Genomic DNA, 15,262 nt, shown 5'->3' with positions numbered 1-15,262 from the left:
GCCATAAAAAAAGAGGAGAACCCTACTTCTACGGTTCCCCCTCCAAATGTCTACTTAAAGAATGATATTATACTTCCGTAACTCGTGTCATGACCAGAAACCCTAATAACCTTACTTTTTGTCGACGAAGTCATATTTCTCTTTAAGGTTTTTGGGTGCCATTTTAACAATCCGCTCTAATATAAATGAGACGATCAATGCGTCATCCATAATTCCTACTATAGGAATATAATCCGGAATGATATCAAAAGGAATGAAAATATAACCCAAAATTAATACAATCCCAATAATCTTTTGACGAAGTGGAACGTTTCTTGATACAAAATAATCCTTTAAGAACGGAATGAACTTCCAAAACTTGAATATAAATAAGAACCTTTTGATAAACCTGCCCACTGAAATCACCTTTCATTTCTGTAGAAAAATGAAATACTACACTATTTGTTTTTTATTTCTTGCATTCGATGGTAACTTTGTAACGTATCGCCTTAAATAGTTTTTCTTATATAAACAGGCTATAACATTTAGAAATACGGTTGGTACTTTGACAGGTACACCTTGTTGGAGATAATATTTTTCCAGTGCTAATTTGATATCTTCCCATTGTGAACAATGTTTCGTTTGCCTGTATCGAGCCACATCAATAATTTTAATCGTTCCATTTTTCGTAATAAATATGTTCCGCAAGTGTATATCAGAGGGATTTAATCCTCTCTGTTTAGCTAGCTTCAAAGCTTTATCAGCTTCAAGTAAGTACTCCTTCTTTACTGATACTCCTTGTACTAAACACTGGAACAATGTTTTTCCTTCAATATAATCCACTACTAGATAATTATCCCCATAATCATGCAAGCGAGAATAATAAGATATCCCTTGCAATTTGATATAGATTTCCGCTTCTTCTTCTGCAAGATGAGAAAAAGGAGGAAAGAACACTTTTAAAACTTTATTAGTACTCTTAATTCTAAAAGCGTAAGCACTTCTTCCTTTACCAACACAATCCAATAGAGGATTACTCCCTTTTAAGATAATGCTTGAACCAACCTTAATAAAGGTTACACTTTGAGCCAGTTCATTGTATGTTTTCATCTGGTATTACTCCTTCCCCTCTATTTGTCTAAAATACTAGCTTATCGTTTAACACTATTAAGTAATGACAACAAGTAATATATTTATCGATTATGGTGATTTACCAAACCAAATAGAATTTCTTTTACTTTTATCCTTGAGCGAAGAACTGCCTGAATAAACTTCTATACAGCTTTGCGAACAAGTTTACCAAGGAGCAAATAGGCGCTCAAGCTGGACTTCTTTCCATGACACAAAAATGTTATACAGAGGTCGCTTATTTGATCATTTCGCTTAGCAAAAAAAACCTTTACCTACAAAGGTAAAGGTTTAAACACAAAAGACCTTTACCATAATCCGGTAAAGGTCTTGCTAACAACGTTCGTTGCCAACAAAACCGAGAGCATGAAAACTCCGAAATGACGACTTTGTTGTAAAAGCTACTCCCCTTTAGGAGAACTATTCAAATGTATAAATTCATCTTACGAGATGGATGTGCTTCTGTCAATGACAATTACTAACATATCTATAGGTCTAAATTGAGTAAGTCCAATTAGAGGATCTACTGAATTTTATAAAAGGCTATGTTAAAGGACAGTGTTGATTTTTACCAGAAGGGCGAGAATCCTAGAAAAATATATATTCTCTTTTATCATTAATTGGTCTATAATTCTCTTAGTCAATTATAATAGTTAGGAAATAGTAACTAGTTCTATGTTACTATTTGCCTTAGAAAGAGGAAAAGAAAGAATGAACAAAGAGCTTGTCCATCAAAGAGAAAACCTATTATTTGCCGTAGCACTATTTTTTTCAATTACTATTGTTATTGTTTTAGCAGTATCGGTGGTAGGTATTTTGTTTCTTGCTTTTATCGCGTTTCTTACACTAATCTCTCATAGTATTTCTATGACACATGTTCGATTAAATGGAGTCGAATTAACCGAGAATCAATTTCCTGACTTATATGAAAAAACGAAGAAGATAGCATCGAACATGGGAATTGCAAACGTACCAGAGGTGTATATCCTTCAATCCGGCGGTATCCTTAATGCTTTTGCTTCAAGAATATTTGGATTATTCGGGAAAAACATTGTGGTTCTCTATTCAGATATCGTTGAATTAGTAGAGTTTGGGTCTCTTGATGAAGTGGAATTTATCCTTGCACACGAGCTAGCTCATGTGGAAAGAAACCATGTCGCAAAAAGCTTATTCATTTTTCCAGCATTATGGATTCCATTTTTAGGAGAAGCCTATTCAAGAGCTTGCGAAGTAACGTGCGATCGCATGGCCGTTCATCATACACAAAAACCAGATGCAGGAATCAACGCGTTGATGGTTTTAGCTACAGGGAAATACCTTTTCAAAAGAGTAAATAAAAAAGAGTACTTAGAGCAATACAACAGGAAAAAAGGGATAATGGTAATATTAACGGAATTATTGTCCACTCATCCACCATTATCAAAACGAATGTATTTCATTGAAGAATTTACCCAAAAAGAAACGACGGTACAGTTGAAGCTGCACAGTAAAGCTGCTGTATTGGGAGTCATCCTTGTTACATTCATTTCTATAGGGGTATCTGTTGGAACAATCATATACGTCAGTAATGAGGTTGCGAATCAAATAGAAAATTGGGAAGACAGCTTGTTGCCTGAATTAACTCCTTTACAGGAAGCCGCATTGGAAGGCGATACTCAACAAGTGGAACTTCTCCTTTTAGAAGGCGCAGATGTTAATGAGCAAGATGAGTATTTCGGTGAAACACCTCTTCATTACGCAGTAAATATAGAGGTAGCTCAAGTTCTTATCAGTGCAGGTGCAGATGTAAATATTCAAGACAATTATGGCTGGACACCATTAATGAATGCAGTAGTAAATGGTGATGCAGAGTTAGTTACGTTTCTATTAGATGCTGGAGCGAATCCCGACATAGAAGATTTTGATGGATACAGAGCAATTGATCATGCTTGGGATATGGATGATGACGACATAATAAGTGTATTAGAAGCACGCTAATCAAACAGATTTGGAAGCAGTGGGAAGCAGTGGGGTCGGTTCTCACTGCTTCCTTCTTAATCTTCCAGATCAATATCTTTGGTATCCCCTTGAACTCTCCAGTTTGGTTTTCTCATTTTGACAGTCAGAGAGTGAAACACCGCAATAAAGAATATTGCTATGGCAAAAAATGAAATAGAATAGATAATACTAACAATACTACCTCCTATACCACTTAATGCTCTTGCACCTGCATAAGTACTAGGAGAAATACATAAGGCACCTAACGTGATCCAAAGAAACCACTTTCCTTTTTTTGATAAACCGAAAATGGCATTTGCCACTTTTTCATTATGAACGTGGACAATAATGAGACTGACAATATAAATGAAAAAGTAGATTCCTCCGACTAAGAGAGTTTCTCCTAAGAGTCGCCATGATGACATGAAAGTGAAAAATGCTGCAGCATTTCCATTTACAACCAAGATAAGCGCATACCACCTAGGATCATTATGCCGGTATGTCATATAACTGTAGATCGTCAATAGGAATAATAATCCATTTATAGTCAAATAGATGGATGCCAAAAGGGTATCCCATTCTGAAAACAGTAAAGCACTACCACCAAGCAATAATGGAAGTATTTGAATCCAATATACATTGTGTTGTTTTATCATAAATATCACCTGCTGTTAGTTTTAAGGATATATTACCACGCCACTAGGAACCAAAAAGGCTTGAGACTTTGCTTGTCATATTACTCTAGCCATTCGAAATCGCATTTCCTGCATTCTTTACAACTGTTACTCCTGTAATAGCAGTGGTCGTTGCCCCCAAAGTTAGGTCAGTTAAAATAGCGGTAGTAAAATCTGTACTAACATACCCTATATTCGAGTTGTTTCCCCATGGTGAATAATCATAGATATTACTTAGAGAAATTAAAACAAGACCTACTAGTCCACCTCCACGCACACTGCTTTTCATCCAATCCATATTTAATGGATTTCTCCATTGTCGGTCACCTATCATCGCTGATATATTGTTGCTATTTAGGAAATTGAATTGCTGATTTAACGCGCTCCCATCAGCATACCTTGTGTCTACATGTTGACGGAGAGAGTCAGGCATATTCGCAAATCGTCCTCCCCTAGTAGTCACATCACCACGATATACGTTTAATCGGCGCGTTTCCCAGGTATTATTACCGTATGTTCTTCCACTTACTGTGAAATCCTTATTATAAAGTCGTATGGCAATCTAGTTGAAGGGTAATTCGCCCACTTGTTCCATTCCAAGGGGTCATCGGATTTCCAGGGGTCATTGGGGATCCAGGTGTAATGAATGGGGTTCCCTTGGGTCATCTCTAGAGCAATCTCTGGCAAAATATGAAAGCTAATGATTAGAACAGCAAAAAGCACAGATTCTTCGAAAAAAACTCTTCCTTTGCCTATAATTCAATGAATAACTCACCTCCAACTTCAATGACGATACTACTCACTGCAAGAGGTACCGCAAGACGTAAAATACGCTTGCGGAATTACCTCATCATTCATCTCCCTCGTTATACTCCTCTTCAATCTCGCCAATACCCTCATCGTAAATCCGTTCCGCTTCGTCACGTAACTCAGCCCTTAATCCCTTTCTCAAACTTCGTAACAGACTAATACGCTCTTCCGCTCTATCACTAAGATAATTTGCTGCCTCACGAGTGATTTTCCCTTCATCAAGGAGATATCGTCGTATGGACAAGAAGTTAGCACGTTCAGCAAAAATATTGTCATACCAAATGCTCATATAGTGTGGAATATCTACCATCCGATGATGACGCAAAGTAGTAGTAGCATCACTGATAGCATCCCGTTTCCATTCATCCCATCGTTCTGCCATTATTTGAATAGTACGGAGCTCATTTAAAAGTTGTTCTTCATTCATCGCATCACTATAGCTACCGTCTGCTGCTTCTGCAATTTCTCTCAATTCCTTCTGACGTTGTGGATCCAAATTAAATCCAATCACATTAATTATCGGTCGGATCTCCGAATCAGCAGCTGCTTTGGCAGCCGAAACTGGATCACCGTCACATGTTTCAATCCCATCACTTAACAGATAAATAATATTCGTGTTCTCTTCACTGGACAATCCTTCAAAGTCCTTTACAGCTTCTTCTATGGAAAGAGCTAATGGAGTCCAGCCAGTTGGACGAAATTGGTCTAAAACACTGTTAAACTCTTGTTGAACTAATGGTTTGATATCATAAACTAATTCACTACTTGAACAAGAGAGTTCTCTACTATCCCTTGTGCTGTCCCCTTTATGACCATATACACGCAATCCTACATTCGTACCTTCAGGCAGAGAAAACGTCACTTCTCGAATAGAGTCTTTCGCAATATCCATCATCTGCTTTCCGTCAATGTAGGCCGCCATACTTCCGCTTACATCTAAAATAATCTGCACATTTAACTGATTACGAAAATGAAACCGCTCATCCTCTATCTCTTCATCTCCGAAAGCACTTATCTTAGAATCACGTAAAACATTTTCTGGGCCTGGATAGTCCCCTGCCACTAATAACAGAAACTTTTTGAAAAATGTCTCAAATTCTTCCTCCGTTGCAGATTCACCCAATACCGGTAATTCATCTAAAAGAGGAAGAAACCGCTCCGGGTCATCACGAAATCGTTGTCCAGAGATAGCACCCGTTGGATAAGCTACAACTTCCTCTAACGTTTCAGGTACTGGCAAGATATTTTCAAAGATATTTACTTTTGCCTGGGCATCATCTTCCCCGCCACCTGTCTCTGGCAGCGTTTCTTCTTCTTCTTTCTCATTTTCTTCGTTGTTATCTAAGTCATTTTCCTCATGCTCAAGATCTTCTTCTGAGCCTATATCCGTTACCTCTTCCTCATTTTTACTACATCCACTAACTACTAAAAACAGTACGATTATTAGTTAGAAAAAAAGAGTGGTAGATTTGATAGAGCAATACTTTTTCATAAACGTCATCCTTTATCGTTTCGAATAGTATCAGTGGTAGCACCTACCTCCAAATGGTAGATGCTACCGCTTATTAGTAAACTATGCCATTTCTTCTGTGTGTCTCTTCAAAAAACGCAGCCTCTGGATCAAAATAATCTTCTCGATAATCTGGTACGAATTCTCCCTTATCTACATATCCCGCACCCCATGTAGGATCCATCACTAGCCATTCTCCATCTACCTTTACCTCCACCCATGCATGTCGACCACCAGCATAGCCTTCAATATAATTGGCTTCCATTCCAATGGCTCTAAATAAAGCAATGGCTAGATAAGCGTAGTCCTGACAAACTCCTTTTCCAGACTCAAGAGTCAGTAGAGCACTGTCTGAAATATCAAAGATAAGTTCATCCCATTTTTGCACATCATAGGAGACGTGTTTTGAAACAAATTCATATATGGCTAAGGCTTTTTCACGTTCACCAGAAATACCTTTTGTTAGTTCATTCGCTTTGTTTATTATTTGGGGATGATCCGATTCAATACCACGCGATGGTAACAAGCTTCTTTTATCCTCTATATCTTGAACATGATGTGTAAATTTTTTTATTCCTCTATAATAAAATACAGAAGGACCTTCTCTATCGGTATCTAATAAATTCATCGTAACATCATAGTTCCCAGGTCCAAATCGGAAATAAACATCTCCTGCAAAACGATAGTTTTCAACAGGAATAATGTATAACACATCTGCATCCTTTTCATCCGTCTTTTTCATAGTTACAATCACATGAGACATTTCCTCTGCACCTGGCATTTGAGGATCAATTTCTCCTTCAACACGATAAGTAATGTCACTAAGCTGCTTAGCTACAAACAAGTTTGGCTCAAAGAACTCCATTTCATTTGTTAAAAATTCTCGATATAGCTCCACCTCAACAAAATCCCTAGCGGAGGTATTATCTACATAAAAACTTGCTGCATCATAGTAGTAGTTTTCTTCACTGTCATGTGTCTGTACCATAATATAATGAATACCTTCTCCAAAATATAATGGTACCTCACCAGAAAACCGCCCTTCTTCTATTGGCAACGAAATGTGTTGAGACTCTCTATCCTTTTGAACATTTACCATTACTACCTTTGCCTGATAATTGTCTGGAACCGTACCTTCGATTGTGATAGTTTCCTTTGCTTCACTAAAACCACGTACGATTTCTGATAAAACGACACCCTCTTTTAACCCTCTGAGTGTGTATTCAACCTCTCTTTGTATATCTTCATCTAGATTGGTGACTTTAAATTTTGCAACTTCATAATAAAGATTATCTTCCTCAGGATCAATACTAGGAACTCTTATGAAAACATCATATTCTCCAGAGCCATGATGTAGTTGTAGATCAGTAACAAAGGACCCATTACTCTCCACAGGAACATAATAATGAAACTCATTTGTCTTCAAATCTTCTATTCTATTTTCAAATTTTACAATGATCCACAATTCACTTCTTGTTAGTTCCTTTATTTTGTTTACTGTTCCTTCCACTTTTACAATAGTATGGACATCAAACGCACTCGTATCTGGTGTATGTAGTTGAAAGTCCACTTCCTCCGCATACGCCAAAAGATGCAATGGTTCAGCATTGCTTTCTTCCACTTGCTCTGACTCCGACTCCTCTATAACCAGTTCATCAGTAGCGTTTAAATCTTCCATAACCTCATCTTCACTAGAACAGCCTATGATAAAGACTACCGACACACAAAATGACAAGCAAAATAACCGAAAAAGAGTCAACTCCACACATCCCCCATCCCAAAAATTTAAAGGTATCACCTACCAAATGGATAAAATGTAGCACCTACCAAAAAGAAAAAATGTAGCACCTACCTTTATTCATTTCGCCAAACGAAAGAAGCAGCGAGAACCGTCCCCGCTGCTTCCTCGTTGTGCTTTAGCACATCGTAGCTGCTCTTGCTACCTAAAATATAAACGGTAAAGCATCACAGCTGCCTCTGCTCTCGTTGCATTATCTTTTGGTGCAAAAGTAGTAGGTGTTCTACCTTTTACAATTTCTAACTCATTAGCTGCTTCTACTGCTTCAAGAGCCCATGAAGAAATTGCACTCTTATCTGTAAATGCTACTTGTCCTGAAACAGCAACACTTTCTTCATAATAGTATTCATACGCTCTTAAAATCATAACAGCCATTTCTTCCCTCGTAATGTTTGCATTAGGAGAAAACTTATTTGAATACCCTTCTACAATTCCTGCTTGTTGGGCTGCCTCTACTTCAAGTGCGTACCATGCATTTCCCCCAACATCGGAGAATGTTCCTTTATAAGAAGTTTTCTCTAATCCAAGCGCACGTGTTAGTAAAGCTGCAAATTGAGCTCTAGTAATGTTCGCATTAGGATCAAATAACTCTTCTGAAGTACCTTTAATTATCGTCCTAGAAGCCATTACTTCTACTTCATCCTTGGCCCAATGTGAAGAAATATCCCTAAACGTTTTGTTTAATTCAAAAATAGCAAAGGTAGAAAAGTGTTTTGTTTTGAACACGAACTTTTTATCTTCAAATTTCCCACCAACATAATCCCATACATTATCATTGAGATAAAATGCTGATACTTTCTGTTTGTCCGCTGCCTTATTTGGATCAACTGTTACTTCCACTGTGATAGGATGAACGAATTTTGATAGTTTTGTTTTAGCACCATCAAGTTCCTTAACAAAAATAGAATAATCATATGCTGGTGATAGAAGTTTTTGCCCAGTTGGAACATGAACATCTGTTAAAGTTTCTACAGAAATGTATACCTTTTTAGAGCCTGCCTTTTCTTCCATTTGCAATAATACTTTGGCAGGAATTGATAAGGAAGTTTGTTCCGCCTGAATCATGAGCGATTTATCACTTTCTGCTATTTTCTTTAATAAAGTTGGTTCAACTTCTGCTTGAACAACCTTCTTACCATCGGCATTTTTACCAATATCCACTACTATCTCGTTCGTTTCTGAGTTTAATTGCCCACTAATATCACTTTCCGAGATTGGAACAACCACTGGTGCTTTTTCATCCACTGGTGGTGGTTCTGGAGTTGGCCCAGGTGGTGGTGATACCGGTGGTGGTGCAGGGTTAGTTGGCTCCTCCGTCTCACTAGCAGGTATGCGATAAATTTCTACTGTTTTCTCTGTTACATTATCGGCATAGTCCACTAAACGGAACTCAAACGTATTCATGCCTTCTTCTAATGACAATGTGGTTTCATAGGTTTTTGAAACTCCATCCAATAAACCACCAGCTACGTTTGTTGCTGAGAGGAGATATTCATGACTATCATTAATGTAAAATGATAAGTAATGGAAATTATCCTCTAATAAGATAGAGGCTTCAATTTCTTCCACATCATTATCCACCGTTTCAGGTAACTCTACGCTAATAGTTGGTTTCGTCACGTCAATATATACTCTTCTAGCAATAGAAAACTCGTTTCCTGCGATATCAAATGCAGACAACGTGATTTCTTGCATTCCTTCTTCTTCAAATAGTAATGTCGTTTCGAAGAGGTAATTATTGTTTTCCCTATCATACATTAATGCTACTTCTTCGCCGTTTACAAACATAGATTTCACAACAGTACCATCTGTAACATATCCTGCAACAACCACTTCAAATGTGTTATATGCTCCAAACGCAGTAGGAGACGTCAAGAAAATTAATGGCACTTCTGTATCATCTACCGATATAACATCGAATCCAATATTGTTTACTTTATCAACAGCGAATACTTCGATAACAGATTGCTCACCCAATGGTTCTTCCAATGTATAGCTTGTTTCCCCAGGTTCTATCGCAATAGGTTCGTTATCATTTACAAATAAAAAGATTTGTCTCACTCCTACTCCTTCATCAACAGCAGAAAATGTTACTGTGTTGGATTCAGAATCGTAGTCTTCAATATTCACCTCTGGAGCAGTTGTATCAACCATTACTGGAATTTTTATCGATTGGAATTCTGCTCCTGGAGCATCGACTTTTCCTTTTATTTCATAATAGTATTTTCCGTCAGCGACTAGCTCTCCTCTTACTTTTCCATCCCATGCACGATCAGCTACAAAATTAAATTGATTTGCACCAAAGTTTTTACGTACATTTTGTTGAAGTAAAATACGGCGCAGCAACTTTTGATCTGCATCTAAAACATTATATTGAACTTCACGCGTATTTCGTAAAAATGCTGGGATTGGATTAATACCAGTTAATACGCTGTCCTCGTAATATGGATTTATTCCATAGAATTTGCTTCCATCTTCAGCAGTAAATGGAGCTGGTAAAAATTGCCCTCTTTCGTTAACTACATCATTCTCACCATCAGCATCCCGATGAGCATAGTAATAACGATCTTGATCAAGAATACTTAAACCATCAAGGAAAGATGGACGATCCCATTTCCCGTAAAAACCTAAATAAGGAACTGATAATTCAGGAGCTGTTTCTGAAGAAAGGGTAACAAATCCTTCAACAAAAATATCTTCCATTAACTCCATTGAAGTTACTTCTCCATCAGCAGTATAGCCAGGGATTTTCGCCTCTGAAAAATCGATTTCCACTATGAACTCTACAGAACCATTCGCTGGTACTGTTATTGTTTCAGGTGCAACAACCATTGCACCAATTAAGTCACCTGCAATAAGAGCATTACGTAACGGCCCAACAACTACTTCTCGGAACGAGTCTGTTAATACAGAAGTGTCAACATTATACGTTACCTCTTCGTCTATCAAACTAGTAGCCTCTAGCGTAAAGCTTATGGAGGTATCTGTAAAATCGTAAAGCTCCACTTTTGCTTCACCTGTATCTTTAGAAGTTACATATACTGGCGTTGTCACGGCGTAGTATGTTTGCATCATCCCAGCACCTTGGCGTCTTGGGGAAAACGGTTGTCCATTTAAGTCTTCGATGACATATGCCGTATTCATTGCTAATGTTTTGGCTAAACGAGTACGCTCTGAAGCTGAGTAACCTTCAAATCTCTCGTCCGTTTTTAAGTATTGTTGCACTAATGCCGTACCACCAGCTACATGCGGAGCAGACATAGATGTTCCACTCATAACTCCATAAGTATCTCCCTGCATAGTAGAATAAATACTTCCTCCTGGCGCTGTAATTTCAGGCTTCAGTTCTAAACTTGGTGTCGTTCCCCAAGAAGTGAAGTCCGTCATACGTCCCATCTGTGGTCCTTCAATTGAAACTAATTCTTCAATATTTAATGTTGTATATCCATCTGCAATCGCTTCTTGTAAAGCTAAACCATCTGCATGCTGAATTTTCATAAAAGGAATTAATCTCCATCCACCTTGATCATCAAAGAAAAAAGCTGAAGGATCGTGGTTCCGAACAATTATCCCTGCTGCACCCGCTGCTTTAGCAACTTCATTCTTCTCAATGAAAGGAAAACCTCCACGTGGTACAACTACAACTTTCCCTTCCACATCTAAACCTTCGTAATCTGCAAGACTACCTCCTAATTTTTCACCCAGATCTACTAGTTCAAAGCCATCTAATTCTTTCCAACTGTCCATTCCATAACCAACAGCGGAAAAATCGCCAAGCCCGTCTAGTGTGATTTCATGTTCATATTTTATTGCAACATTTCCACTTGCTGCTACTTGAATTGTATCGTAATTAAGTCCTGGTGCTCCTACTACACCAATATCTGGATTCTGGAAGAGTGGATTCGCATAACTGCGCCCAATATGTCCTGAATTACCAGCAGAAACGGATACAACGATACCATTATCAACTGCTCTTGTAATAGCAACATCTTCAGCACTTTCTGGATCATAAAATGATGCTGTTGATCCTAAACTCATATTTAGTACATCAGCACCTAACTTAATAGAATCATCAATTGCCATTAAATAGATATCTGATGTTGTAGAAGGATACTCTGGGTCATTAGAAAAAACTTTCATTCCTAGTATTTGAGCTTCTGGAGCAACTCCCTTAAGTACTCCATTTGCCGCTACTGTACCAGAAACGTGCATTCCATGGTGAGATGCATGTGGACCTAAATCTAACACCTCATTATTTAAATCAAAATAGTTATATCCGAATGGAACTTTCTCATTAAAATACTGACCATTTAAATCATGCTTGTCTAGTAGATTATTTACTATTTCTTCTGTTAGCGCGACCTCAACACCTTCAGTAATATTGAAATCCTGATGGTCTGGATCTACCCCTGTGTCAAGAACTGCTACAACCATTCCCTCACCTTGAAATTGACCGTCAGCCCATGTCTTTGCTGACTGAATAAAGGTGTGACTTTGATCCATATTCGGTTCAGTAACAGGACGGTTATACTCATTCGCAAGATACACATAGGATACTCCTGGGATACTTTCAAGTTTTGAAATATCACCAAATGGAACGTCTCCACTAAAACCATTGAAGCTTGTTGTAAAGGTAAACTTGTAATCAAAGTTAACATCTTCAGTAGATATCAATTGTTTTACACTATCTTGTTCCTTTTCTACCTTTGTTTCTAACGTCACTTTTTCAACTTCAGACAATTCCTTGTAAAGCATGTCTTTTTTTGTTGCATATTCTAAAGGAGTTTCACCACTTAGTTCCACAATGACACGAACAATGTCTGTGTCATCAAAGCTTGAATCAGCTTCTGTAAGTGAGCTCACTTCCTGTTGTTGACTTAGTGCTCTCACTTTTTCTAAGTTGGAATTTCCTTGTGCTGCTCCAGCTGTTACAAACGAAAAGTTCGACAATAAAAGCAATAATACTAATAAACTAGCAAAATATTTTCTACTCATACTCAATCCTTTCCCCTCTCTTCTACTATATCCTTTCTATAATAAAACCTTCACCTCCTAAAAATTTCTAGATTACCAAGTTATCTTATATAAACTAACTAATTTTTGTCAATAATGTAATATATTCAAATTTTCTAAAAAGTTCGAGCATAAATGACGTATTCATACAAATAATTGCAAAGATAGTGTATAACCCTCAAAAATCTCTACAATTATTTCTATGAAATTCTAACTCACTATCATAATAAAGTTAGTAAATCTAACAAACTTTTTTTACGGTAGCACCTACCATATGAAGAAAAAGTAGCACCTACCTTTATCTAGAACAACTTTCAAAGGTGAAAATAGAGTAGGCGCATGAGTTACTCATGCGCCTCTCACAGATCCGTACGTGCGGGTCATCGCATACGGCTCCTCCATGATTATCCCTCTTGGGGATGATGTTCATTGTAAGTTTCACTAGAGAAATAAGACCGATTTCTTCAAACCACTCATTAGGTAGTGCAGTATGGACTGGGGTGGAAAGGGAGCTTCTCCAACTACACATACGTAGACCTGGGAGTTCCCCTTTCCACCCCCTCTTCCTCAATTGCCTATGCAGTTTCTTGATTTTCCTCCAACTTCTCAATTGGACTGCCCTTAGTCTTCTACGTATCCATGTATCCAGTAAAATAAAGATGGTCTTCCCATAAAAATGACTAAAATAGTTTCCCCATCCTCTTATATAAGGGTTGAGCTTGTCTTTGGTTAGTTGCTCTACATTTACTGTCTGATTTCGCTTCGTTATAGACTTAATCTTAGCTTTGAATTTCTTCAGTGCTTTAGGGGATGGAGATACCCAGTAGCCCCTTTTGAATTCGTAACCTAGAAATACGAATGGTTCTTGTAGGTTGTTTACAATCTTTGTCTTTTCTGGGTGTACAACTAATCCGAGTTCTTCATCTAGAAAGCGTGTAACCGATTTAAGAACTCTCTCCGCCCCTTTTCGTGATTTACAACAGATAACGAAATCGTCTGCGTACCTTGTGATTCGATGTCCTCGTTTCGTCATGAGTTCATCAAGGGGATGTAGGTAGATATTTGCTAATAATGGACTTATTACTCCTCCTTGTGGAGTTCCTTTCTCATTAAGGTAGAAGCTACCTCCATCCATCACCCCTGCTTGTAAGAAACTCTTAATGAGGCAAACAACACTTCCATCTACCACTTCTTCACGTAGCCCCATGATTAGTTTATCTTGTGGAATTGTATCAAAGTATGCCTTTAAATCCGCATCAATGACATATACGTATCCATCCATTAAATCCTTATGAATTTTCTCCAATGCCATATGTGCACTTCTATTAGGTCTAAACCCAAAGCTACAGTCCAGAAACTTATCTTCGAAGATTGGTTCTATGATGCGCCTTACTGCCGCTTGAACAACACGGTCTCTCACGGTAGGTATACCTAAAGGTCTTTGTGTTCCATCCGATTTGGGAATAAACACACGCTTAACCGGTCTCGGTTTATAGGTCTTTTCTTTTACTTCACGTTGAAGCACTTGTACATTGTCCTTCACACCAAATTCAAAATTAGTAATAGAAACTCCATCTATTCCAGCCGAACCAAGATTGCGTTTCACCTCTTTGAAAGCTTCCTCCATGTTAGATATAGCCCATATTTTATCCATAAGGCTGTACCATTTCCTCTTTTGTGAATTCTCCACTCCCTCACGAAAATTCTTCTGATTTAATCTCTCGTTCATGTTCGTATCCTTCCCTTTGTCTCCCTCGGACGACTAGCACATGGCATTTTCCGAGTTCCCCAAAAAGTACTCCGCCCCAAGCGGTCTACTTTCTATTCGACCCCAGTTCTTCGGCTCCACCTTACTGGCTTCTACTTGGCACATGACGGCTTCTTAAATTGAATAGCTTTTCTTCCATGGGCAGACGGGCTTCGCATCAAATCCCTTCCTTTTGGGTAAGGGTTCGCCTTAACAACTCGGTGCTAAGTCACTCGTCATTACGACTTTTCCGACGAGCTTATTCACTAATATCCCCTGCTCTGACTTCTCACCACTCATAATCCCAACTTGCCCATCACGGACTTGTTTAGGAGTTACCACTACTCATGGAAATGATGAGATCTCCTTGGGTCACGTCATCTATCTTTCCCTCGAATCCAGTCCTCATAACTTACAGAATCCTCTTGTGGCACTGGACTTCCCCATCCTTTGCAAGGTCATCCGATCCTGTCAGCCAACATGGTGGTTAGTCGTCTGTTCCGAGGTTTGCCTTCAGGACCTCCGCACATTTCTTCACAGACATGCACTACCTGTCAGCTATACACTTCCGCCACTTCGGCGTGTTAGGGACTTTCACCCGTTAGATCGATACGCTGCCAAGCGCA

At 38.4% G+C, this 15,262-nt stretch carries 9 protein-coding genes; 1 reads left to right on the top strand and 8 read right to left on the bottom strand.

The window, feature by feature from the left end; genetic code table 11:
• Positions 1 to 111 precede the first annotated feature (111 nt).
• Both ACERII_RS12430 and ACERII_RS12425 read right to left on the bottom strand, forming a co-directional pair.
• Positions 112 to 396 carry a YkvA family protein gene (locus ACERII_RS12430; RefSeq protein WP_373642682.1) on the bottom strand — a complete coding sequence of 95 codons (285 nt, stop codon included), beginning with the start codon at positions 394 to 396 and terminating at the stop codon, positions 112 to 114.
• A gap of 36 nt (positions 397 to 432) precedes the next feature.
• A complete protein-coding gene (locus ACERII_RS12425) occupies positions 433 to 1,089 on the bottom strand; it encodes a protein kinase family protein (protein WP_373642681.1) in 657 nt (218 codons plus the stop codon).
• Between the two features lie 729 nt (positions 1,090 to 1,818).
• Between ACERII_RS12425 and ACERII_RS12420 the strand changes: the two genes are divergently transcribed.
• Complete coding sequence (locus tag ACERII_RS12420; protein WP_373642680.1) at positions 1,819 to 3,084, top strand: M48 family metallopeptidase; 1,266 nt, start codon at positions 1,819 to 1,821, stop codon at positions 3,082 to 3,084.
• Positions 3,085 to 3,140: 56 nt separating this feature from the next.
• On the opposite strand, the gene ACERII_RS12415 is transcribed toward ACERII_RS12420, so the two are convergent.
• From ACERII_RS12415 to ltrA, 6 genes are all read right to left on the bottom strand, one after another.
• Positions 3,141 to 3,740, bottom strand: a complete 600-nt coding sequence (locus ACERII_RS12415; protein WP_373642679.1) for a hypothetical protein — start codon at positions 3,738 to 3,740, stop codon at positions 3,141 to 3,143.
• An 85-nt stretch (positions 3,741 to 3,825) separates the two neighbouring features.
• Positions 3,826 to 4,191: a hypothetical protein gene (locus ACERII_RS12410; RefSeq protein ID WP_373642678.1), complete on the bottom strand. Its 366-nt coding sequence runs from the start codon at positions 4,189 to 4,191 to the stop codon at positions 3,826 to 3,828.
• 417 nt (positions 4,192 to 4,608) lie between these two features.
• Entirely contained in the window at positions 4,609 to 5,808 is a 1,200-nt protein-coding gene (locus ACERII_RS12405; protein WP_373642677.1) for a VWA domain-containing protein, read from the bottom strand.
• A gap of 325 nt (positions 5,809 to 6,133) precedes the next feature.
• Positions 6,134 to 7,756 (bottom strand): transglutaminase domain-containing protein, encoded by a 1,623-nt coding sequence (locus ACERII_RS12400; RefSeq protein ID WP_373642676.1) that lies wholly within the window; start codon positions 7,754 to 7,756, stop codon positions 6,134 to 6,136.
• A 261-nt stretch (positions 7,757 to 8,017) separates the two neighbouring features.
• Positions 8,018 to 12,871 (bottom strand): S8 family serine peptidase, encoded by a 4,854-nt coding sequence (locus tag ACERII_RS12395; RefSeq protein ID WP_373642675.1) that lies wholly within the window; start codon positions 12,869 to 12,871, stop codon positions 8,018 to 8,020.
• Between the two features lie 316 nt (positions 12,872 to 13,187).
• Positions 13,188 to 14,618, bottom strand: a complete 1,431-nt coding sequence (gene ltrA / locus ACERII_RS12390; protein WP_373642674.1) for a group II intron reverse transcriptase/maturase — start codon at positions 14,616 to 14,618, stop codon at positions 13,188 to 13,190.
• Between the last annotated feature and the right edge of the window lie 644 nt (positions 14,619 to 15,262).

The organism is Evansella sp. AB-rgal1, from assembly GCF_041820985.1.
GTDB lineage: Bacteria > Bacillota > Bacilli > Bacillales > Salisediminibacteriaceae > Evansella.
This window is presented reverse-complemented; position numbering and strand designations above follow the sequence as displayed.

What these genes read in the sequence shown, in the direction of transcription:
- ACERII_RS12425 (WP_373642681.1), bottom strand. Translation starts at nt 1,089, where the DNA reads ATGAAAACATACAATGAACTGGCTCAAAGTGTAACCTTTATTAAGGTT.
- ACERII_RS12420 (WP_373642680.1), top strand. Translation starts at nt 1,819, where the DNA reads ATGAACAAAGAGCTTGTCCATCAAAGAGAAAACCTATTATTTGCCGTA.
- ACERII_RS12415 (WP_373642679.1), bottom strand. Translation starts at nt 3,740, where the DNA reads ATGATAAAACAACACAATGTATATTGGATTCAAATACTTCCATTATTG.
- ACERII_RS12410 (WP_373642678.1), bottom strand. Translation starts at nt 4,191, where the DNA reads ATGCCTGACTCTCTCCGTCAACATGTAGACACAAGGTATGCTGATGGG.
- ACERII_RS12400 (WP_373642676.1), bottom strand. Translation starts at nt 7,756, where the DNA reads ATGGAAGATTTAAACGCTACTGATGAACTGGTTATAGAGGAGTCGGAG.
- ACERII_RS12395 (WP_373642675.1), bottom strand. Translation starts at nt 12,871, where the DNA reads ATGAGTAGAAAATATTTTGCTAGTTTATTAGTATTATTGCTTTTATTG.
- ltrA (WP_373642674.1), bottom strand. Translation starts at nt 14,618, where the DNA reads ATGAACGAGAGATTAAATCAGAAGAATTTTCGTGAGGGAGTGGAGAAT.